The organism is Arthrobacter sp. Soil_C_60, from assembly GCF_057656375.1.
This window is the reverse complement of sequence record NZ_JBDGKM010000001.1, coordinates 747628-768599: the sequence shown is the minus strand read 5'-3', so window position 1 is coordinate 768599 and position 20972 is coordinate 747628. Positions and strand designations below refer to the sequence as shown.

The window sequence follows — 20972 nt, the reverse complement described above, 5'->3', positions numbered from 1 at the left end:
ATCCGCGTTAAGCTGCGCTGGTTTCGCTCAGGCGGCGAGCCTGGCCCTCGTCAACAGGATCCAAGTCCGACGGCGAACTCAAGGTGCCGCGTACTGCGGTCGCCGCTGCGACCACAGGCGACACGAGGTGCGTGCGGCCACCTTTGCCCTGGCGCCCCTCGAAGTTGCGGTTGGACGTGGAGGCGCAGCGTTCGCCCGGCGCCAGCTGGTCCGGGTTCATGCCCAGGCACATGGAGCAGCCGGCAAAGCGCCACTCGGCACCGAAGTCCTTGAAGACCTGGTCCAGTCCCTCGGCCTCGGCTTCCAACCGGACGCGGGCAGAACCGGGCACCACCATCATGCGGATGTTCGGGTCCTTGCTGCGGCCGCGGATGATGTCTGCGGCGATGCGCAGGTCCTCGATGCGGCTGTTGGTGCAAGAGCCGAGAAAAACGGTATCCACCCGGATGTCCTTCATCGGCGTGCCGGCCTTCAGGTCCATGTAGGCCAGGGCGCGTTCGGCCGATGCCTTTGCATTCTCGTCCGCGAAGTCCTCCGGCGAAGGGACCGACTCGGAGAGGGAGACGCCCTGTCCCGGGTTGGTGCCCCACGTGACGAACGGTTCCAGCGTGTCCGCGTCGAGGAACACCTCGGCGTCGAATTCGGCGTCGTCCTCGGTGCGCAGCGTCTGCCAGTACTCGACGGCGGCGTCCCAGTCCGCACCCTCGGGTGCGTGCGGCCGGCCCTTGAGGTATTCGAAGGTGGTCTCGTCCGGCGCCACCATGCCGGCGCGGGCACCGGCTTCGATGGACATGTTGCAGATGGTCATCCGCGCTTCCATCGACAGGTCCCGGATGGCCGAGCCGCGGTATTCCAGCACGTAGCCCTGTCCCCCGCCGGTGCCGATCTTGGCGATGACGGCCAGGATGATGTCCTTCGAGGTCACGCCCGGGCGCAGGGTGCCTTCGACGTTGATCGCCATGGTCTTGAACGGCTTCAGCGACAAGGTCTGCGTGGCCATAACGTGCTCGACCTCGGAGGTGCCGATGCCGAAGGCCAGCGCACCGAAGGCGCCGTGCGTGGACGTGTGCGAGTCGCCGCAGACCACGGTGAGGCCCGGCTGGGTCAGGCCCAGCTGGGGACCGACAACGTGCACAATGCCCTGCTCGGCGTCGCCCAAGGAGTGCAGCCGGACGCCGAACTCCTTGCAGTTGGCCCGCAGCGTCTCGATCTGGGTGCGGCTGGTCGGATCCGCGATCGGCTTGTCGATGTCCAGTGTCGGAGTGTTGTGGTCCTCCGTGGCGATGGTCAGATCCGGGCGGCGCAGCGGGCGGCCGGCCAGGCGTAGGCCTTCGAACGCCTGCGGGGACGTGACTTCGTGAACAAGATGGAGATCGATGTAGAGCAGGTCAGGCTGCTGCGCGGCTCCTTCGCCGTCGCCCTTGCGCACCACGTGTGCATTCCACACCTTTTCAGCGAGCGTCTTGCCCGCAGTTGTACCGGCCATAGCCAGCTCCCTCCATCAGTGACAGCGCGGGCCGTTTCAACCGGTATTCAGCTGCCATCGGCGCCCGCAGAAGTATGTACTTCAACTCTCCCAGCCCGTATCGTCGCCCGCTACTTTTTCGACTTGCATCTCAGATAATGAGACGGCAATATCATGTTATGGACAAATCAAGCGGCGTCGGAGTCATCGATAAGGCAGCCATGGTGCTGGATACACTGGAGGCCGGGCCCACAACATTGGCCCAACTGGTAGCCGCTACCGGGCTCGCGCGGCCTACTGTCCATCGTCTGGCGCTGGCCCTGGTCCACCACCGGTTGGTCAGCCGCGACATTCAGGGCCGGTTTGTCCTGGGCAGCCGGCTGGTCGAGCTGGCTTCGGCCGCCGGCGAAGACCGCCTGATCGCCTCCGCCGGCCCGGTGCTGCTTGCGCTGCGCGATGCCACCGGCGAGAGCGCGCAGGTCTTCCGCCGGCAGGGCGAATGGCGTGTGTGCGTGGCCTCGGCGGAGCGGCCGATCGGCCTGCGCGACACCATCCCGGTGGGCACCCAGCTCTCCATGAAGGCCGGCTCAGCCGCCCAGGTCCTGCTGGCGTGGGAGGACCATGAGCGCCTGCTGGAGGGGTTGAAGAACGCCCGCTTTACGCCGACGGTACTCGCAGGGGTCCGGCGCCGCGGTTGGGGCCAGAGTCTGGGCGAGCGGGAACCCGGCGTCGCGTCCGTTTCCGCGCCCGTGCGCGGACCTTCCGGCCGGGTGATCGCGGCCGTCTCTATTTCCGGACCGATCGAGCGGCTCAGCCGCCAGCCCGGCCGCATCCATGCAGAAGTGGTGGTCCAGGCCGCACAGCAGTTGACCGACGCGCTGCGCAAGACCACAGACTGAACGCCGCAGGTCAGCCCTTGAAGTGGTCCCAGCCGAGCACGTCCGGGACCTCGCCGTCCACGGTCACCTCGGCGGCACCGGCCGCCGCTTCGGCGACGCTCCCGATGTGCACGAACCCCTCGGGCAGCTCCGCGCCGGGCGGGAAAACCGCCAGCAATCCATGGTCCTCTCCCCCGCCCAGCACCCAGTGCCGCGGGTTCGCGTCCAGCATGCGGGCCGCCTGCCGAAGCGGAATCTCGAAACAGTCCAGCCGCTGGTAATCAAGGGCCAAGGCGGCGCCGCTCGCACGGGCCAGCCTTCCGGCATCGCGGATCAGTCCATCGGAGATGTCCATCATGGCGTGCGCTCCGGCCTGCGCAGCCCGCGGCCCCAGTGCCAGCGGCGGCAGCGGCCGCGACTGCGCGGTGGCCAGAGCCTGCAGCTCGGGCGGCATTCCGCCGTAACCCGAAGTTCCCTCGAGCAACGCCAGCCCGGCGGCCGCCCTGCCCAACGATCCGCCGACCGCCACTAGGTCTCCCGGGCGCGCCCCGGACCGCAGGACCGGTGCCCTGCCCTGCAGATCCCCGGTAACCGCTGCCGTCACCACCAGGACGGCGCCCCGTCCCAGGTCCCCGCCCACCACGGCGCACCGCTCCGCCTCCAGTTCGTGCAGCGCCGTGCGGAGTCCGTCCGCCATGTCCTCCACCCAGCGCACCGGAGTGTCCGCGGGGAGGGTCAGGCTGATGACCAGCGACGTGGGCACGGCACCCATGGCATTGATGTCCGATACGTTCTGCGCGGCGCATTTCCACCCGACGTCGAACCCTGAGCTCCGGTATCCGCTGGCCCACTCGAGCCGGAAGTCCTGATCTTGGACCAGCGTGTCGATGGAGATCACGGTACGCCCGTCGGGAGCTTCGATCACGGCGGCATCGTCCCCGGGGCCCACCGGCACGTCGGCCGTACCCAGCCGCGGGAAAATCCGCTCCAGCAGTGCCCGCTCGTCCAGTTGAGCCACCGTGAGATGTTCCGCCACTTCTCCGCTTCCCCGTTCCGGCCCCGGAAATTCCTGCGCGGCCTTGTTTGCGTTTGGTCCTGACTAGATCATTCACTACCGCCGCGCCAACCGGTAATCTGCCCCCATGACCACCTATGCCATCTTCCTGCGCGGGATCAACGTCGGCGGCATCAACATCAAGATGGCGGAGCTGAAGGCGGCCCTGGCCGAGCTGCCCCTCTACGATGTCAGGACGCTGCTGGCCAGCGGCAACATTGTGTGCGCCAGCGATGGCTCAGCCAATGAGGTGAAGCAACTGGTTGAGGCGAAACTGCGCGAGCGCTTCGGCTACGACGCCTGGGTGGTGGTGCTCACTGCTGAACGGCTGGACGAACTGGTGGCGGCGTGCCCCTACCCGGCCGACAACGCCGGCATCCACGCCTACGTCACCGTCACATCGGATCCGGCCGAGTTGCAGGAACTGCACGAGGCAGCCGCTGCCGCGGACGGGGACGGCATTCTGTTGGGACCCGAAGCGATGGCCTGGACGGCGGCCAAGGGCGGCACGCTGGACAGCCCGGTGAACAAGCTGGTGGCACACAAGAGATTCAAAAGTACGACGACGACACGCAACCTCCGTACGATGCTGAAGGTCCTGGCTGCCGCCGGTTAAGACGCCGCCACAGGCCTCGCTGGTCCCTGCCGCCCCTATCCCGTGCCCCCGCGCGCGGCCGCCAGGGCCTCCCGGAAGCTGTTGTACCGGCGGATCTCTTCCTCCACCGGAGCCACCACTTTCCTCTCCGCCACCTGCGCCACCGCGGACCTAAGCCGCCGTCGTGCTTTAGCCGCCCTTGATGCCGCTGCCACGCGGGCCACCAATCCCGATGCCAGCCCCAGCACAATGCCCAGCAGGACGCCGGCCACCAGCAGCAGCGTGGGCACCGGGAAGCCCTCGACCCGCGGCGCCGGAGGTACTTCGAACTGGAAGTAGCCCAGGACGGCCAGTCCCAGAAGCCAGAGGGCGCCGGCGGCCGCGGCGGCCAGGGCGATCCACTGGAGAATGCCGATCACCGGCCACCACCACGACTTCCGGTTTGAGCCCAGGTCCGTCCCGGCCATGGCTTGGTCGAGGGCATCGGGCAGCTCGGGTGCGCTGGCGCGTGCAGCCCTGCGGATGGAGCCGCGCCATAGGTCCGGTGCCTGGCTGCCGGCCGCATCGGCGAAGGCCCGGACCGCGGAATCCGCTTGCGCCCGCTGCGCGGGGCCCGGCTCAGGCAGGGAAGACCGGTTCACCGCAGGGTTGACGTCCCGGCGGTCGAGGTTGAGCCGCTTCAAGGGATCGCGGCGGAGTTTGCCCAGCCACCGGGTGACCGGCCAGCCGGTGTTGGCGTGCGACTGCCTGCGGTAGGACTTGCGCACCGCTTCCGCCACCACGTCCACGCTCGCCGACTGGGCGAGGTGCTCGGACAGCATCTGCTTGGCTTCCTTCGGCACGGCCGGAAGCGCCGGGCCGGACGCGCCGTCCGCCAGCGCGGCGGCAGAAGCGTCGATATCGGCCAGCAGGCGTTCCGTGCTGGCGCGGCGCCGGTCGACCACGGTACGGATGGCCGTGCGCAGCTCCTTGACTCCCGCGCCGGTCTTCGCAGAGGCCGGGTAGACCGCCACGCCATCGAGTCCGTCCTGCGCCAGGATCTGCTTCAGCGAGTCCAGCACCGGCCGCACCTCGCGCGTAGCCAGCCGGTCGATCTGGTTGAGCACCACCATGGTGACGGCTCCGTACGAGGCAAGCGGACGCAGGAAACCCTGGTGCAGGGCAGCATCGGCGTATTTCTGCGGGTCTAGCACCCAGACGAGGACGTCCACCTGGCCCGCAAGCCGTTCCACGATCTGCCGGTGTTCGACGGCGGTGGAGTCGAAATCAGGAAGATCGAGCAGGATCAGTCCGCCGTAACCATCCTCGTCGGCACCATGATCCTGGCGGCCGCTGGCCGGCGGACCGTCCATTAGATGCCGTTGCTTGACCTGGAGCCAATCGAGCAGTGGCTCGCTTCCGACAGGATTCCAGACGCCTGCCAACGGCTCGGAAGTCGTCGGCCGGCGGGCGGCAGCGGTCGCTACTTCCTGTCCGGCAACCGCGTTGAACAGGGATGACTTGCCGCTGCCCGTGGCGCCGAAGAAACCGACAACGGTATGTTCGGCCGACAACGAGCGCCGTGTGCCGGCCCGGTTCAATACCTCCGTGACGGGTGCCAGGGTTTCATCCGGCAGGCGTTCTTCGGCAAGTTCGCGCGCTGTGTTCAGGGCCTCCAGCCGGCTGCGCAGCGGCGAGCGTTCATTCTCTCCCCGGTGCCGGCTCATGCGGCGCCCCCCGCTCCGGTCCGTCGGGCCAGTGCGGACAGCTGGGCCGCCTGGCCGCGCAGTCCGGCGGCCAGCGCCGCGGCGTCCTGGTCGTCGATCAGGGACAGGAAACGTGTTGCTTCCTCCCGCATCAGGTTTTTGGTGCGTTCCTTCAGCCCTTCCCGGGCCTTGCGGGCGAGGCGGCGGACCGCATCCTCGCCGAAAACGGCCTCCAGCAGTTTTTGGCCGACCACCGCGGTTCCGCCGGCAACGCCGATCTCGATACCGGTCAGGCCACCGGTGGCGGCGAAGACCACAACCATCAACGCCACGCCCAGACCGTTCACCCCGAAGGAAAGCATCCTGGCCGTAAGCCTCTTGCTGGCGCCCTCCGTCTGGATCATCGCCAGCAGGTCACCCTGCCAGGCGCGGATTTCGGCCGAAGCCTTGTCGCTGAAACCGTCGCTGACGGTAGACAGATCCTTGCTGCCCAGCAGCTGCCGCCCGGCCGGATCGTTGCGCCACCGTGCATCGGCGTCCTCGGCGCCCTTGGCTGCCTCGTCCACAATCACGGCCTGCAGCCCCGTTTCGATTGCCGCCTCGACGTTGACGGAGGGTGCGGGCTTACCGCTGAAGAAGGCGCCGATCCGGTCCCGCAATCGGCCTACCCCGCTCTCGATCGAGCGGAAGAACTCACCCGTTCCCACGAAGTCCTGCCACCGGGCCAGCACCTCGCCGCGCAGCAGCGTGCCGTCCTGGGTGGAGTCGAGCGTCCGCCGGGCTGCATTGTTATAGGCGTCCAGCACGTCGTCACGCAGTCTGGCCGCCGCGACGGACTGGGCGTCCAGCGCATCCGCCACCGACGCGGTCGTGGCGGCCAGCGATGCCACTGCCCCGCTGAGGGTCCTGCGCGCGATGGCGGCCCTGCCCGCGGCATCTGCGGAAATCTCCAGCAGCCAGCCGCGGATGTCCGCCACTGCAGCGTGCGGCAGCATGCCCATCTCGTCCAGGGGCGACTCGGGGACGACGAAGAGCCGCGCGTTGCCCAGTCCTTCGCGGTTCAGGAGTCCGGCGAGGTCCGCCCGGACCTCGTCCTCCACGCCGGCCGGAACACGGTCCAGCACGACGGCGACGAGGATGTCCCGCCCGGCGGCTTCCAGCAGCAGCTTCCACGGCACGGCGTCCGCATAGCGGTTTGCAGTGGTCACAAACAGCCACAGGTCTGCTGCCGACAGCAGCTGGCCGGCCAGCTTGCGGTTATCGTCCGAAATAGAGTCAACGTCGGGTGCGTCCAGCAGGGCGATGCCGGGCGGGATCGTGGTTTCTGAGACGAGGACAAGGGAGGACATGGCCCGAGGATCCGGGTCGGCGCCGGCCCGTTCCGCCGGCAGTGCACCAGCAGGCTCCGCGGCCGAAGTGATGCGGCTCAGGGCGGGCAGGACGCGCTGGTCCGCAAACCAGGAACGGTCCCGCGGATTGTGCAGCAGGATAGGTTGGCGCGTCGTCGGCCTGATCGCGCCTGTGCGGGTGACCGGGCGTCCGGCCAGCGCGTTGACCAGCGTTGATTTGCCGGCGCCGGTGGATCCGCCCACGACGGCCAGCAGCGGAGCGTCGAGGCTCCGGTAGCGCGGCAGGACATAGTCCTCCAGCTGGTCCAGCGCTGCATGGATGTCCTGGCGGGCTTGCGCGGCTCCCGGCAGATGCAGCGGAAGCGTCAGCTCACTGAGCGCATCGCGGACCGCCTCCGCCAGCGCCAGCCCGTCGGAGGCCTGCTCCGGGCGGCTGTCTGTTGTACCTGTCACAGATTCCATCATGCCAGCACTCAAGGCATTCACCGCTGACATGGGAATACTGCCACAAAAGCGTTGGCGGAACAGGACCGGAACGTGCACACGAAAAAACCGGTCCCAGACAAAATGTCCGGGACCGGTTATCGGTGACCCCAGCGGGATTCGAACCCGCGTTACCGCCGTGAGAGGGCGGCGTACTAGGCCGCTATACGATGGGGCCTTGCACTTTTTACCGGCTTTCGCCGATCGAGCTTCATGAGTATTTCACACACTTTGCCCGGCTGCCAAATTCATTATTTGGCCGGAACTACACTCTAAACAGCGCAATTCCCAGCGCTGGGATACCAGGACTCGAACCTAGAATGACGGTACCAGAAACCGTTGTGTTGCCAATTACACCATATCCCAAAGGTACTTTCGGGCCCTGCTGGAAGCTTCTTGTTTGCTTCCTCAGCGCCTCAGCACGAGTAATTACTTTACCGGAGGTCTCCCGTTTACACAAAACGGTTAGCCGGTTACCCGCTGAGGCGTCCGTCACATCGCCCGAAAGCCCCTGTTCTAGGCGTTCTGGAAAGCCTTGATGCGGGCCAGCGAGGAGTTCTTGCCAAGGATGACCATGGACTCGAACAGCGGCGGAGAGATCCGGCGGCCGGAGACGGCGGTCCGGACCGGGCCGAAGGCCAGCCGCGGCTTAAGCCCGAGTTCTTCCACCAGCGCCGTACGCAGGGCAGTCTGGATGTTCTCCGCGGTCCACTCCTCGATCGGCTCCAAGGCAGCCAGGGCCGCGTCCAGGACTTCCGCCAGATTTTCCGGCAGTCCCTTGCGGGCATCGTCCGCGATGTCGATCTCGTCGTCCTTCTTGAACAGGAAAGCGATCATTTCCGGCGCTTCCCCCAGCAAGGTGATGCGTTCCTGGATCAGCGGGGCGGCTTCGGCCAGCACCATGTGGTCCCGCTCGGTGAGGGTCTCCCCTACCAAGGAGGCATGCTGCAGGTATGGGACCAGGCGCAGCCTGAAGTCCCCCGGTTCCAGCAGCCGCACGTGGGTTCCATTGATGGCCTCGGCCTTCTTCAGGTCGAAGCGCGCGGGGTTGGAGAGCACATCGTGGATGTCGAAGTTCTCCACCAGTTGGTCCACCGTGAAGATGTCTTCGTCCGCGGACAGGCTCCAGCCCAGCAGCGACAGGTAGTTCAGCAGCCCCTCGCGGATGAAGCCGCGTTCGCGATGCAGGAAGAGGTTGGACTCCGGATCTCGCTTGGACAGCTTCTTGTTGCCCTGGCCCATGACATAGGGCAGGTGGCCGAACAGCGGCATGTAGCGCGCCACGCCGATGTCCACCAGCGCCCGGTACAGGGCGATCTGGCGGGGTGTGGAGGAGAGCAGATCCTCGCCGCGCAGGACGTGGGTGATGCCCATCAGCGCATCATCCACCGGGTTCACCAGCGTGTAGAGGGGTTTGCCGTTGGCGCGGACGACGACGAAGTCCGGTACGGTCCCGGCCTTGAACGTGATTTCGCCCCGGACCAGATCGTTGAAGGTCAAGTCCTCGTCCGGCATCCGAACGCGCAGTACGGGCTCGCGTCCCTCTGCCTTGAAGGCGGCAATCTGTTCCTCGGTCAGGTCCCGGTCGAAGTTGTCGTAACCGAGTTTGGCGTCGCGGCCGGCTGCCTTGTGGCGGGCCTCGACCTCTTCCGGCGTCGAGTAGGACTCGTAAACGTGGCCGGCTTCCTTCAGCTTGGTGATGACATCCTGGTAGATGTCGGCGCGCTGGGACTGGCGGTAGGGTTCGTGCGGACCGCCGACTTCGACGCCCTCGTCCCAGGTGATGCCGAGCCACTTCATCGCTTCCAGCAACTGCTGGTAGCTTTCCTCGCTATCGCGGGCGGCGTCCGTGTCTTCGATCCGGAAGACCATGGTGCCGCCGGTGTGCCGGGCATAGGCCCAGTTGAACAGGGCGGTCCGGATGAGGCCGACGTGCGGAGTTCCCGTGGGCGACGGGCAGAACCGTACCCGGACGGGTGTTTCGGCATCGACAGTGGGCAGGTCAGCGGGAAGCGCAGATGCATTAGTCATGATGGACACCAGTTTAGCCCGTGCCTCAACGTCTTCCCCCGGTGTACGGGACGCTACCGCACCGCCTGCTCCAGGAGCGCGTAAATCCCGCCGCAGGCCGCAGCCCCGGCCAGCGCCGAAACCACCAAACGCCCGGCCCTTGGAGGCTGCAGAAGCGCCTGGGCCCAGACGCCGAGGGCGAGCAGCATCGCGCCGATCAGTCCGGGCATTCCTGCCATCAGGACGAGGATGACCGAGGCTCCGCCATAGGTCATGCAGGTCCAATCCGGGCCGAAACGGCGGAAGATCAACAGCAGGGCAAAGCCGCCGTAGATGGCGAAGATTACGGCGGCAAGACCCAACGGACCATTGAGCCACTGGATGGCACGCAGTGTCCCGTACATCAACACCCCGGTACAGATCATCAGCGGGCTGAAGCCGAGCCGTTGAATGCCGCGGCGCAGGTCCCCGCGCTTATCCAGCCAAGTAACGATGGCCCACGGCACGAAGCACAGCAGGAATGCCGCCCCGGCTCCCCACCAGGCCAGCCGGCCGAGACCGTACTCGAGCACAGGGCTCAAGATCAGGACCACGGCCCAGACGACGGCGGGCGGCAGCACCGCTGTGATGGTGCGGGCCGCAGCCGGACCGCGTGGCGCCGTCGTCGTCATCTTTCGTCCAGGCTAGCGGCGGGCGGTGTTGGACAGCCGTCCGATGCCCTCGATCTCAACCTCGTAGCGCTGTCCTGCCTCGATCGTCCCCACGCCGGCCGGAGTGCCGGTCATGATGATGTCGCCGGGCAGCAGGGTGAAGGCCTGGGAGACATAGGCCACGAGTTCCTTGACACTCCAGATCATCTGGGCCGTGTTGCCGTCCTGCTTCAGTTCTCCGTCGAGCCAGCCCTTAACCGCCAGGTCTTCGGTGTCCAGCTCGGTTTCGATCCAAGGTCCGATCGGTGCCGAGCCGTCGAAGCCCTTGGCGCGAGCCCATTGGTTGTCCGTGCGCTGGGCATCGCGGGCGGTCAGGTCATTGCCGCAGGTGTAGCCGAAGATGACTTCGTGGACCCGCTCGGCCGGGACGTCCTTGCAGATGCGGCCGATGACCACGCACAGCTCCGCCTCGTACGACACCTCTTCGGAGAACTCCGGCAGCACCATCGGCTCGTTCGGACCGATGACGGAGGTGTTGGGCTTCAGGAACATCAGCGGCGCGGCCGGGGTTTCGTTGCCCATTTCCTTGATGTGCTCGGCGTAGTTGCGGCCGATGCCGACCACCTTGCTGCGGGGAATGATGGGGGCCAGCAGCCGCACGTCCTCCAGCTTGTGGCGGGCGCCGGTGAGCTGGATACCGGAGAAGAACGGGTCACCGGCGATGACCGCGACCTCTTCATTTCCTTCGTCACCTTCGACGATGCCGAAAGCTGGGTCAGAGTCAAGTACAAATCGGGCGATACGCATGGGAACTACCCTATCGGCTCGGGCGCTGGTTTCCGGAGCGCAGGTAATCCAGCTGTGCCGCGACGGACGCTTCGGCGGCCCCGCGCACGGACGGATCGACGTCGTTGTAGACATGGTCGGTGACTGCGTCGACGCCGGCCTGCTCGCCGAGCTCTTTCAGAGCGGCGCGGATCTGGTCCAGCCGCAGCTGGCGGTGCTCCGCGTATTCGCGGCAGATGGCTGAAAGATCAGGAAGGAGGGGGCCGTGGGCCGGCAGGACTTTCGCCGGCCCGAGCGCGGCCAGTTTCTCCAGCGATTCCAGATACGGCCCCAGCCGCCCGTCCGGGTAGGCGATGATGGTGGTCCCCCGGCCCAAAATGGTGTCGCCGGTGAGCACGGAGCCATCCGGCCCGTCGTCGGGAAGGTGGAAGGACGCGGAGTCCGCCGTGTGTCCGGGAGTCGCCAGGACCGAGATGTCCACGCCGGCGGCGCGGATGGTTTCGCCGTCGGTGAGCGGGTCGCCGCCGTGGCACTGGGCCCGGTCCAAGGCACGCACGGGTGCTCCCGTCAGCGCATGGAACCGGGCACTGGCCTCGGTGTGGTCGATGTGGTGGTGCGTAATCAGCACCAGCTCGACTTTGCCGGCGGCGGCCAGTTCCTGCAGGTGCGTCTCGTGCAGCGGCCCCGGGTCCACGACGACGACGCCGGGCTCGCCGGGAGCGCTGATCAGGTAGGACTGGGTCCCCTCCAGGCTCATCGCCCCGGGATTCGGCGCCAGCCGGTAGCGGGTGAGCGTGCTGCTGCGGACCAGGTTCGGATTCGATGCTGCGTTCACGTCCCTATCCTTGCATCCCGGGCACACGAACCGGGATTTCTGGCGGGGTCAAGGAACGAGGAGCGACGACGGCGGTGACCGGCTCTCCCAAGCCGGGCATCGCCGTCGGACTTAAAATGTTGCCTACGTGCCGGCCAGGGTTACTCGCTGCGGGTGTTCTGCTCGGCGAGCGAATCCCAGAAGGAGGTGTCGGCGTCGTCGATGGAGCGGTCCGAAATGGCCCGGACAGCGGCGTCGAGCGTGGTGACGGTTTGCTTGATCAGGTAGCCGTTGGATTTCTGTCCCAGTACATAGTCCTCGTAGAAGTGGTCGCTCATGCCGCGCATCTCGAACAGCAGTGTCGAGATGCCGTATTCGACGGCGATGCCGTTGCGGCTGATCGTTTCGGCGGTCCCTCCGACGTACTTGCCCAAATGGCCCCAGCCCGTGGAGTCGATGGCGTTGAAGACGACGGCGCCGAGCTTCTTCGAGCCTTCCAGCACATCCGCTTCCACGTTCTCCGTGGTCGGGTACAGGATGGAGCCGGAGACGAGCTGGCCGTCCCGTTCGCTTTGGGCGCCCTGGTGGTGCAGGTCGATCATGTAGTCGATGTTGTACTTGCCCAGGACATTGTCATGCAGCGCCTGGGTTTCCGGCTGGATCCTGGTGATGTGGTCCCGGTTGATGTCCGCTTCATTTGCGTTGTACCGGGTCAAGTGCCGGTCACCGGCGGCAACGTAATCGTCCAGCGGAAAGTTGACGTCCCCCATGGCACCGTCCGCGTTGAGCATCGGCACAATCAGGACGTTGACCCCGTCCAGCACGCCCTTGGTCTTGGCCGTGCCCAGGTGCTTGATGAATTCCAGGGCGCCTTCCGTGGTCAGCTGCTCGTTGCCATGCTGCTGCGTAAGGAAGAGGACCGTGGGGTCCTCCGGATTGCTGATGTACTTCGCCAGGAAGATGTCGCGGCCCTTGACGGTCTGGCCGATGACGTCAACGTCCAGCCGCGGCTGTTTGGCGTCCTGCACCTTTAGCTCAGCCGCCAGTTCCTCATAGGTATGGAGAATCGAGGTGTTGACGGTTTCGTTGCCGCCGTAGTTGGGGCCTTCGCCGGCTACGGCGGCGGGTGCCGTGACGGCGGTCAGGGCGAGGGCTCCGGCAAGGGCTGCTGCGGCAAGTGGTTTTCTCATGGACGAGGTTCCTCCTGGTGCGATGTGCGGGTGATCTTTGCAAGCTATCCGCCCAAGCGCGGCGGCGATAGGTTAAACGATCAAATCCACACTCCAGACTCCAAACTTTCCTTCCAGGGGCCTACGTACCAACGGCAAAAGGCCCCGTCCGCGTTGTGCGAACGGGGCCCTTGCCAACCTGATCCGGCCTGGCTGTGCCTAGGCCAGGCGGGTCAGCCAGCCGTGGGTGTCCTCCACAGCGCCGGTCTGGATGCCCAGCAGCTGCTTGCGGATGGACATCGACACTTCACCGGCGTTGCTGCCCGGAGAGCCGATGGAGCCGTCCTTGGTCTTCAGTTCCCCGATGGGCGTGATGACTGCCGCCGTACCGCAGGCGAAAGCCTCCGTGATGTCGCCGGAAGCGACCCCATCACGCCACTCGTCAATGGTGATCTTGCGTTCCTGCACGTCGAGGCCGCGGTCCTTGGCCAGCTGGATGATCGAAGAGCGTGTGACGCCGTGCAGGATGTTCCCGTTGAGCTCGGGCGTGACCAGCGTGCCCTCCTTGAACACGAAGAAAATGTTCATTCCGCCGAGTTCTTCCACGGCATTGTCATTGAACGGGTCCAGGAACAGCACCTGCTTGCAGCCGTGCGCCTCGGCTTCCATCTGCGGGGCCAGCGAGGCTGCATAGTTGCCGCCGCATTTGGCTTCCCCCGTACCGCCGCGGCCGGCCCGGGCATACTGTTCGGACAACCAGATCGACACCGGCTTCAGCTCGCCGCCGAAGTAGTTGCCGACCGGCGAGGCGATGACGCGGAAGGAAACTTCCCGCGCCGGCCGCACGCCGAGGAACGCCTCGGTGGCGATCATGAACGGGCGCAGGTACAGCGCTTCGCCGTCGCCGTTGGGCACCCAGTCCTTGTCCACCTCCACCAGTTGCCGCAGGGACTCCAGGAACGTCTCCTCCGGAATCTCCGGCAGCGCCAACCGGCGGGCGGAGCGGTTCATCCGTTTCGCGTTGGCCTCGGGGCGGAAGGTCCAGACCGAGCCGTCCGCGTGCTTGTAGGCCTTCATCCCCTCGAAGATTTCCTGGCCGTAGTGGAGCACGGCGGCGGAGGGATCGAGGGCGATGGGACCGTAGGGCTCGATCCGTGCGCCGGACCAGCCGCCGTTCCCTTCTGCGTCGACCTTGTAATCGACGACGGCCGTGTGGTCCGTGAAGTAGTTGCCGAAGCCCGGGTCGGCCAGAATGGCAGAACGTTCTTCGGCGCTCTTCGGGTGGTCCGAGAGCTGCTGGGTGAATTCCAGCGTTTGGGTCATGGTTCCTCCACGGTCTTAGGGCACGACGTTGTGATTCGAGTTAAGGGCTGCTAACTAGCCTACTGCCAAAAGTGAGGCAATAGCATCGCCGATCTCCGACGTCGTACGCGGCTCGGTGCCGCGGCCGGCAATGTCCTTCTCCACCGCATCCTGCACCCGGGCGGCGGCAGCGTCCAGGCCAAGGTGCTCCAGCAGCAGGGCAACAGACAGGATGGCCGCGGTGGGATCGGCCTTCTGCTGGCCGGCAATGTCCGGGGCGGAGCCGTGGACCGGTTCGAACATGGACGGGGCGGTGCGGTCCATGTTGATGTTGCCCGAGGCGGCCAGGCCGATGCCGCCGGTGATGGCGGCGGCCAGATCGGTGATGATGTCGCCGAAGAGGTTGTCCGTGACGATGACGTCGAAGCGGGCCGGGTCGGTGACCATGAAGATGGTGGCCGCATCGATGTGCAGGTAGTCGACGGCGACCTCGGGGAATTCGCGACCCACTGCCTCGACCTGGCGGCGCCACAGATGGCCGGCATGGACGAGCACATTGTGCTTGTGGACCAGCGTTAGCTTCTTGCGGCGGGCCGACGCGCGGCGGAAGGCATCGCGGACCACGCGCTCCACGCCGTGTGCGGTGTTGACCGAGACCTCGGTAGCGATCTCGTGCGGCGTGCCCACGCGAAGCGCGCCGCCATTGCCGACGTACGGGCCTTCGGTGCCTTCACGCACGACGACGAAATCCACCTCGCCGGGGTTGGCCAGCGGGCTGGGCACGCCGGGGAAGAGCTTGGACGGGCGCAGGTTGACGAAGTGGTCCAGGCTGAAGCGCAGCTTAAGCAGCATCTCGCGTTCGATGATGCCGGAGGGAATGCGGGTGTCCCCCGGGGCGGCACCGACGGCACCGAACAGAATGGCGTCGTGGCTGCGCAGTTTGTCCAGCGTGTCTTCGGGCAGGGTCTCCCCCGTGGCCAGCCAGTGCTCGGCACCGAGCTTGTACTCCGTCAGCTCAAAGGTAGCGTCTTCGTTGGCGGTCGCCGCCTTGAGAACCTTGACTCCTTCGGCCACCACCTCCGGACCGATTCCGTCTCCGGGGATGATTGCCAGTGAAAATGCCTGTGCCTCTGCTGCGTTCATGCCTCCAGTCTAGGGAACAATCCCACATCCTGAGCAAGCCATCTCACTTTATGAACACAGGAAATCAGACCTGGGCATGACGCGGGCAGCCCCGGCCGCGGCATAGAGTTTTGAATCATGCGCGTGCACCACAGGATCTACAACTGGTTCCAGGAGAATCCCGGCAAGGTAGACCTCATCATCATGCTGTCGGCCTTCGCCGTCTCCGCCCTGCCTTACGTTGCCGCCGCCGACCTGCCGGCTTTTGCACTCTCGGCCCTGCTGATCATCCCGCTGGCATGGCGGCGCACGTATCCGTGGCAGTCCGGCGCGGCGATGGCAATGGCGGCACTGCTCAATGTCGCCTTCCTGTCCGTGCCCGTCCCCGCGCAGACCCTGGTGCTGGTCATGGTGTTTTCGCTGGCGGCCTATGCCCCGCGCTGGGCCAGCCTGGGCGGTCTGGTGCTGGCGCTGCTCGGCGGCGCCATGTTCGTTGTCCGCTTCTCGTTCATTGCCAACGGGTCTACCGGCAGCATCCCCACCTTCCTGATTACGTTTGTGGCGATCGACGCCGTGGTGCTGGTTTCCTGGACCCTGGGCGACCTGGTGCGCAACCGCCGGCTGACCGTGCAGGCGCTGCAGGACCGGGCGCACCGGCTGGAGATCGAGCGGCAGCAGGAGCGCGATCTGGCTGCGGCGGACGAGCGCAGCCACATCGCCCGCGAGATGCATGACATCGTGGCGCACTCGCTCTCGGTCATCATCACGCAGGCCGACGGCGCCCGGTATGCGAGCGCGCAGGACCCGGCGGTGGCGACCGAGACGCTGGGCACCATCGCGGAAACCGGACGCGCCTCGCTGCGGGACATGCGACGTCTGCTCGGTGTGCTGCGCGGCGACGACGTCGCTTCCGTCCGGCCGCTCCCTACGCTGACGGACGTGGAGACGCTGGTGGATACGGTCCGCCGTTCCGGCCTGGAAGTTGCGCTGGAGCGGGCGGGCGAGCCGCGGCGTGCGATGCCAAGCGGCGCGGAACTCACCGGCTACCGCGTGGTGCAAGAGGGCCTGACCAATGTCCTCAAACATGCCGGCCCGAACGCCTCGGCACAGGTGCTGCTGGAATGGACCGGACGCGGCCTGCAGATCCGGATTGACGACGACGGCCGCGGCGCCGGTGCGGATCCTGCCACCGCGGGCAGCGGGCAGGGCATCACCGGCATGGCCGAACGCCTGTCGCTCTACGATGGGACGGTGGAAGCCGCCCCGAAACCCGGCGGCGGATTCCGCGTCCGCGCATTCATCCCCTACACGGAGGCCTAAAGAGTGAGCTTTCCAGCTGCCGAAGCCGAATCCAGCCGCGCCGCCCAGGAACCGATCCGCGTGGCCCTCGTCGATGACCAGCAGCTGGTCCGCGGCGGCTTCAAAATGCTGATCAATTCCCAGCCCGACCTTGAGGTGGTGGCCGAAGCCGGCAACGGACAGGAAGCGGTGAACGCACTCGCGGTGGTTCGTGCCGACGTCGTTCTTATGGACGTCCGGATGCCGGGCATGGACGGCATCGAGGCGACCGGCAAACTCCTGGCGCGGGCAGCCCGGAACGGTGGACCCGAGGGGCAGGATTTGAAGGTCGTGGTGCTCACCACCTTCGACCTGGATGAGTACGCCCTGTCGGCGATCCAGGCCGGGGCCAGCGGTTTCCTGCTCAAGGACGCGCCGCCGGAGGAGCTCCTCGAGGCCATCCGGACCGTGTACCGGGGCGACGCCGTGATCGCGCCGTCCACCACCCGCCGGCTGCTGGACCATGTGGCCCCGCTGCTGCGCGCGCCGAGTCCCGAGGTCAGCCGCCATGCCGCCGCGGTGGACACGCTTACGGCCCGCGAGCGCGAGGTGTTCACGCTGATTGCCCAGGGACTGTCCAACCCGGAGATCGCCACTACTTTATTCCTCTCCGAGGCCACGGTGAAGACGCACGTGGGGCATATCCTGGCCAAGCTCAATGCTCGGGACAGGGTGCAGGCTGTGGTCATCGCCTACGAAACCGGGATTGTCACACCCTGACTTCTCAACCCTGGGTATGAGACGGGGCTGCAGAACACCAGACCGGGGGCCGATCCGCCGGGCGTCCTTGGTTCGTAACGTTGGAGTATGAAAACCAGCACTGAGCAATCACTCGCGTCCGCGGCCTCGAACGGCTCCGGGAATTCCACCGCTGCGGCAGCCACGCAGGCCCTCAACAAGACCTACGGCACGGGAGATACCCGCGTCCACGCGTTGAAGAATGTCGATGTGGCGTTCCAGACCGGCAAGTTCACGGCCATCATGGGCCCCTCCGGCTCCGGCAAGTCCACCCTGATGCACTGCCTGGCCGGTCTGGACACCGCCGATTCGGGAAAGATCTGGATCGGCGGCACCGAGATCACCGCCCTGAACGACAACCAGCTGACCAAGCTGCGCCGCGAGCGCGTGGGCTTCGTGTTCCAGGCCTTCAATCTGGTCTCCACCCTGACGGCCGAACAGAACATCACGCTGCCGATCGCGCTGGCCGGCGGCACCGTGGACAAGGATTGGTTCCGGTACGTGACCTCCACCCTGGGGCTGGCGGAGCGGCTGACGCACCGACCGCACGAGCTCTCCGGCGGGCAGCAGCAGCGCGTCGCGGTGGCCCGGGCGTTGCTCACCCGGCCGGATGTGATCTTCGGTGACGAGCCCACCGGCAACCTCGACTCCAAGGTCGGTGCCGAAGTGCTCTCGCTGCTGCGCCGCTCCGCCACGGAGATGGGCCAAAGCATCATCATGGTTACCCACGATCCCGTCGCCGCCTCCTATGCCGACCGCGTGGTCCTGATGAACGACGGCGCGCTGGTAGGCGAGCTCGAGCGCCCGGACACCGAGCACATCCTGGCCGCACTGGCGAAGCTGGGGGCCTGAGCCATGCTGCAGGTAGCACTCGCACAGGTGAAGCAGCATGCGCGCCGGTTCATCGCCGTCGCACTCGCCGTGGTGATGGCCGTCGGCTTCCTCACGGCCACGCTGATGGTCAACGCCTCCACCGAAGCCTCGCTGGGCAACAGCGTCGGCGCCGGTTTCCGCAACGCGGACCTGGTGGTCGGCGCCGGTCCGGAAAAGCCGCTGGATGAACAGGCCGCCGAAGCCGTGGCGGACGCTGACGGCGTAGCAGAGGTTTTTGTCCAGCAGCAGACCCACATCGCCTTCGGCACGGCTGGTGAGACCGGTTACGGCGCGCTGCAGAACACTGCGCCGTCGGCCGGTCTGGACAATCTGGAACTGATCGAAGGTACGCTGCCCGGCAGTGGCGAAGTGGCGGTGGACGATGCCACCGCCGAGCGCCTCGCCCTGACTGTCGGCAGCAAGCTCGAACTTGCACCGGGCGCCGGGCCGGGGGCCGCCGAGGACGTAGCCGCCGGCGGCGTCCCCGCGACCGTCTCCGCCATCGTGAAGGCGTCGAAGGACCCGCTGATGATGGGCCAGCCGCAGTTCTTCGGCACAAGCGGACTCATCACGCTCGCCAGCGAGCAAGCTCCGGTCCAGGTACGCAGCATCCAGCTGGATCTGGCCGCCGGCACCGACGTTGCAGCAGCCAAGGACGCCGTCGCCGCTGCCCTGGCCGGCGCCGGCTTTGCGGACTCGACCGTGAACACCGCGTCCGAGCAGACCAAGGAAGTCGTGGCCAGCTTCACCGGGGGAACCGACCAGCTGACCATAGTGCTGCTGGCGTTCGCCTTGGTGGCGGTCCTGGTGTCCGCCCTCGTAGTCGCCAACACCTTCTCCGTGCTGATCGCGCAGCGCACGCGGGAGCTGGCGCTGCTGCGCTGCATCGGTGCCGATCGCGGGCAGATCCGCCGCTCGGTGCTGGTGGAGGCACTGCTGGTGGGCGTTGTGGCCTCTGTCATCGGCGTGCTCGGAGCCGTGGGCCTGATGGCCGGCATCATTGCCGTGCTGCAGGGCCGTCCGGACACCGAGTTCGCTGCCCTGGCTGTCCCGCCGCTCGCCGTTGCGGTCGGCCTGGTCACCGGAGTAGTGATGACGGTCCTCGCCGCGCTCGCCCCGGCCCGCGCCGCAACAGCCGTCGCACCGCTGGCGGCCCTGCGCCCGGCCGAGGATGTCCGCGTAGGCAACCGGAAAGGCAAGATCAGGCTCGGGTTCGGCATCGCGCTCGTGGTGGGTGGCGCCGTCGTACTTGGCTTGGGTGCACTCAGCGCCAACCTGCTCATCGCCCTGCCCGGTGGCGCCATGTCCTTCATCGGCCTGCTGCTGTGCGCCACGCTCTTTGTGCCGCCGCTGGTCACCGCCGTCGGTGCCTTGGCCAAGCCCCTGGGCGTGCCCGGCAAGCTGGCCGCCGTCAACGCGGTGCGCAACCCCGGCCGCACCTCAGCCACCGCCACCGCACTGCTGATCGGCGTGACGCTGGTGGTCATGATGATGACCGGCGCGCAGACCGCCCGCACGGCGTTCGAATCCGAGCTCAGCGCGCAGTACCCGGTGGACATCAGCATCGGTGACCTCGACGAAGACGGCGGGCCGCTCGATGAGGCAGCCGCGCAAACCGCCCTGACATACGACGGCGTGGCTGCCGCCGGCTTGGTCACGACCGGCGGCTACGCCACGGTGAACGGCCAGCGGACGGGCGTCTACCAGCTGGAACCGGCACAGCGGGAGCTGTTGCAGGACCAGTCCCTGCCGCTGGACGCCGATACTGTGCTGCTGGCCGAAGGCTCGGGCCTGGACACGCTTACCGTCACCGGCAGCAGCGGCGCCAAGGAGCTGCAGGTGGTGGAGGTCAGCAGTTATTCCTTCCCGCCGCTGATGTCCTCCGCCGTGGCCGAAGAGATCGGCGTGCCCGCGCCCGCTGCCGCCGACAGCGAGGAGTACTATTCGTCCCTGCCGCAGCTGTGGCTGTCCGTGGACCGGGATCTCGACGCCACGGCGCTGATGGAACTGCGCAGCGGACTGGCCGCCGGGCTGAACGTGCAGGACTACCAGATCTCCGGGGCAGCCATTGAGCGGGCGGCGTTCAACCAGATCATCGACGTGCTGCTGCTGGTGGTCACCGGGCTGCTGGCCGTGGCGGTGCTGATCGCGCTGGTGGGCGTGGCGAACACGCTCTCGCTCTCGGTGCTGGAACGGACGCAGGAGTCATCGCTGCTGCGGGCGCTGGGCCTGACCCGGAACCAGCTGCGCGGCATGCTTGCCCTGGAGGCAGTCCTGATCGCGGGCGTGGCGGCGTTGATCGGGTCCGGGCTGGGCATCCTGTACGGCTGGCTCGGCGCACAGTCCGCGCTGGGCACGTTCACCGCCGTCGTGCCGGACGTACCGTGGCTGCAGCTGGCCGCTGTGCTGGCGGTCGCCGTGGTGGCCGGCTTGCTGGCCTCCGTTATGCCGGCCCGCCGCGCGGCACGGCTCTCCCCCGTCGAGGGGCTGGCCACCGTCTGACATGCCCGGCACGGCAGCATCGTGGCGGCGCTTCCCTCAACGGAAGCGCCGCCATATCCTTGTCCGGCTGGTTCTCCGGCGGGAAAGCCCGCTCGGTTCACCGGTCACCGCTGACCCCGCGACACGGCAGTGGCAGCGTGCTACGTTGACTGTGAAGTC

The 20972-nt window shown here is 66.9% G+C and carries 17 protein-coding genes and 2 tRNA genes; 6 read left to right on the top strand and 13 right to left on the bottom strand.

The features are described from left to right. Nucleotides 1–7: 7 nt before the first annotated feature. Nucleotides 8–1486: a 3-isopropylmalate dehydratase large subunit gene (gene leuC, locus AC3A4M_RS03700; RefSeq protein ID WP_498734038.1), complete on the bottom strand. Its 1479-nt coding sequence runs from the start codon at nucleotides 1484–1486 to the stop codon at nucleotides 8–10. A 158-nt stretch (nucleotides 1487–1644) separates the two neighbouring features. Here leuC and AC3A4M_RS03695 point away from each other — a divergent pair, with 158 nt between their 5' ends. Beyond that, nucleotides 1645–2364: an IclR family transcriptional regulator gene (locus AC3A4M_RS03695; RefSeq protein ID WP_139006532.1), complete on the top strand. Its 720-nt coding sequence runs from the start codon at nucleotides 1645–1647 to the stop codon at nucleotides 2362–2364. Nucleotides 2365–2374: 10 nt separating this feature from the next. Here the strand turns inward: AC3A4M_RS03695 and AC3A4M_RS03690 are convergent, their stop codons facing one another. Next, entirely contained in the window at nucleotides 2375–3361 is a 987-nt protein-coding gene (locus tag AC3A4M_RS03690) for a thiamine-phosphate kinase (RefSeq protein WP_498734037.1), read from the bottom strand. Nucleotides 3362–3485: 124 nt separating this feature from the next. Here AC3A4M_RS03690 and AC3A4M_RS03685 point away from each other — a divergent pair, with 124 nt between their 5' ends. After that, a complete protein-coding gene (locus AC3A4M_RS03685; protein ID WP_498734036.1) occupies nucleotides 3486–4013 on the top strand; it encodes a DUF1697 domain-containing protein in 528 nt (175 codons plus the stop codon). Nucleotides 4014–4048: 35 nt separating this feature from the next. Here the strand turns inward: AC3A4M_RS03685 and AC3A4M_RS03680 are convergent, their stop codons facing one another. From AC3A4M_RS03680 to AC3A4M_RS03630, 11 genes are all read right to left on the bottom strand, one after another. After that, nucleotides 4049–5698: a GTPase gene (locus AC3A4M_RS03680; protein WP_498734035.1), complete on the bottom strand. Its 1650-nt coding sequence runs from the start codon at nucleotides 5696–5698 to the stop codon at nucleotides 4049–4051. Continuing rightward, nucleotides 5695–7488 carry a dynamin family protein gene (locus tag AC3A4M_RS03675; RefSeq protein ID WP_498734097.1) on the bottom strand — a complete coding sequence of 598 codons (1794 nt, stop codon included), beginning with the start codon at nucleotides 7486–7488 and terminating at the stop codon, nucleotides 5695–5697. Before AC3A4M_RS03675 ends, AC3A4M_RS03680 begins: the two co-directional genes overlap by 4 nt. A 126-nt stretch (nucleotides 7489–7614) precedes the next feature. Beyond that, a tRNA-Glu gene (locus AC3A4M_RS03670) sits at nucleotides 7615–7687 on the bottom strand. 116 nt (nucleotides 7688–7803) lie between these two features. After that, nucleotides 7804–7875, bottom strand: a tRNA-Gln gene (locus AC3A4M_RS03665). 150 nt (nucleotides 7876–8025) lie between these two features. Next, nucleotides 8026–9540, bottom strand: coding sequence for a glutamate--tRNA ligase (gltX, locus tag AC3A4M_RS03660; protein WP_498732731.1), 1515 nt, complete (start codon nucleotides 9538–9540; stop codon nucleotides 8026–8028). Nucleotides 9541–9593: 53 nt separating this feature from the next. Continuing rightward, nucleotides 9594–10190: a hypothetical protein gene (locus tag AC3A4M_RS03655; RefSeq protein WP_498734034.1), complete on the bottom strand. Its 597-nt coding sequence runs from the start codon at nucleotides 10188–10190 to the stop codon at nucleotides 9594–9596. Nucleotides 10191–10202: 12 nt separating this feature from the next. Then, nucleotides 10203–10976, bottom strand: coding sequence for a fumarylacetoacetate hydrolase family protein (locus AC3A4M_RS03650; RefSeq protein ID WP_498732729.1), 774 nt, complete (start codon nucleotides 10974–10976; stop codon nucleotides 10203–10205). Nucleotides 10977–10986: 10 nt separating this feature from the next. Then, on the bottom strand, nucleotides 10987–11790 hold the full coding sequence (locus tag AC3A4M_RS03645; protein WP_498734033.1) for an MBL fold metallo-hydrolase: 804 nt from the start codon (nucleotides 11788–11790) through the stop codon (nucleotides 10987–10989). A 140-nt stretch (nucleotides 11791–11930) separates the two neighbouring features. Continuing rightward, nucleotides 11931–12959 carry a M14 family zinc carboxypeptidase gene (locus AC3A4M_RS03640; protein ID WP_498734032.1) on the bottom strand — a complete coding sequence of 343 codons (1029 nt, stop codon included), beginning with the start codon at nucleotides 12957–12959 and terminating at the stop codon, nucleotides 11931–11933. Nucleotides 12960–13157: 198 nt separating this feature from the next. Further along, complete coding sequence (locus AC3A4M_RS03635) at nucleotides 13158–14261, bottom strand: branched-chain amino acid aminotransferase (protein WP_498734031.1); 1104 nt, start codon at nucleotides 14259–14261, stop codon at nucleotides 13158–13160. 54 nt (nucleotides 14262–14315) lie between these two features. Beyond that, the gene (locus tag AC3A4M_RS03630) at nucleotides 14316–15383 is read right to left on the bottom strand and encodes a 3-isopropylmalate dehydrogenase (protein WP_498734030.1); all 1068 of its coding nucleotides are present in this window, start codon (nucleotides 15381–15383) and stop codon (nucleotides 14316–14318) included. A gap of 117 nt (nucleotides 15384–15500) precedes the next feature. On the opposite strand from AC3A4M_RS03630, the gene AC3A4M_RS03625 reads away from it, so the two are divergent. The 4 genes from AC3A4M_RS03625 to AC3A4M_RS03610 all read left to right on the top strand — a co-directional run bounded on the left by AC3A4M_RS03625 (nucleotide 15501) and on the right by AC3A4M_RS03610 (nucleotide 20813). Beyond that, complete coding sequence (locus AC3A4M_RS03625) at nucleotides 15501–16682, top strand: sensor histidine kinase (RefSeq protein WP_498734029.1); 1182 nt, start codon at nucleotides 15501–15503, stop codon at nucleotides 16680–16682. 60 nt (nucleotides 16683–16742) lie between these two features. Next, nucleotides 16743–17420: a response regulator gene (locus AC3A4M_RS03620; RefSeq protein WP_498734096.1), complete on the top strand. Its 678-nt coding sequence runs from the start codon at nucleotides 16743–16745 to the stop codon at nucleotides 17418–17420. 87 nt (nucleotides 17421–17507) lie between these two features. Beyond that, the gene (locus AC3A4M_RS03615) at nucleotides 17508–18290 is read left to right on the top strand and encodes an ABC transporter ATP-binding protein (RefSeq protein ID WP_498734028.1); all 783 of its coding nucleotides are present in this window, start codon (nucleotides 17508–17510) and stop codon (nucleotides 18288–18290) included. 3 nt (nucleotides 18291–18293) lie between these two features. Next, nucleotides 18294–20813: an FtsX-like permease family protein gene (locus AC3A4M_RS03610; RefSeq protein WP_498734027.1), complete on the top strand. Its 2520-nt coding sequence runs from the start codon at nucleotides 18294–18296 to the stop codon at nucleotides 20811–20813. The last annotated feature ends 159 nt before the right edge of the window (nucleotides 20814–20972 follow it).

Bases quoted from the DNA above. Each gene is read 5' to 3' on its own strand.
- AC3A4M_RS03650 (WP_498732729.1), bottom strand. From the start codon at position 10,976: ATGCGTATCGCCCGATTTGTACTTGACTCTGACCCAGCTTTCGGCATC.
- AC3A4M_RS03680 (WP_498734035.1), bottom strand. From the start codon at position 5,698: ATGAGCCGGCACCGGGGAGAGAATGAACGCTCGCCGCTGCGCAGCCGG.
- leuC (WP_498734038.1), bottom strand. From the start codon at position 1,486: ATGGCCGGTACAACTGCGGGCAAGACGCTCGCTGAAAAGGTGTGGAAT.
- AC3A4M_RS03635 (WP_498734031.1), bottom strand. From the start codon at position 14,261: ATGACCCAAACGCTGGAATTCACCCAGCAGCTCTCGGACCACCCGAAG.
- AC3A4M_RS03675 (WP_498734097.1), bottom strand. From the start codon at position 7,488: ATGGAATCTGTGACAGGTACAACAGACAGCCGCCCGGAGCAGGCCTCC.
- AC3A4M_RS03655 (WP_498734034.1), bottom strand. From the start codon at position 10,190: ATGACGACGACGGCGCCACGCGGTCCGGCTGCGGCCCGCACCATCACA.
- AC3A4M_RS03695 (WP_139006532.1), top strand. From the start codon at position 1,645: ATGGACAAATCAAGCGGCGTCGGAGTCATCGATAAGGCAGCCATGGTG.
- AC3A4M_RS03625 (WP_498734029.1), top strand. From the start codon at position 15,501: ATGCGCGTGCACCACAGGATCTACAACTGGTTCCAGGAGAATCCCGGC.
- AC3A4M_RS03685 (WP_498734036.1), top strand. From the start codon at position 3,486: ATGACCACCTATGCCATCTTCCTGCGCGGGATCAACGTCGGCGGCATC.
- AC3A4M_RS03615 (WP_498734028.1), top strand. From the start codon at position 17,508: ATGAAAACCAGCACTGAGCAATCACTCGCGTCCGCGGCCTCGAACGGC.
- AC3A4M_RS03630 (WP_498734030.1), bottom strand. From the start codon at position 15,383: ATGAACGCAGCAGAGGCACAGGCATTTTCACTGGCAATCATCCCCGGA.
- gltX (WP_498732731.1), bottom strand. From the start codon at position 9,540: ATGACTAATGCATCTGCGCTTCCCGCTGACCTGCCCACTGTCGATGCC.
- AC3A4M_RS03640 (WP_498734032.1), bottom strand. From the start codon at position 12,959: ATGAGAAAACCACTTGCCGCAGCAGCCCTTGCCGGAGCCCTCGCCCTG.
- AC3A4M_RS03610 (WP_498734027.1), top strand. From the start codon at position 18,294: ATGCTGCAGGTAGCACTCGCACAGGTGAAGCAGCATGCGCGCCGGTTC.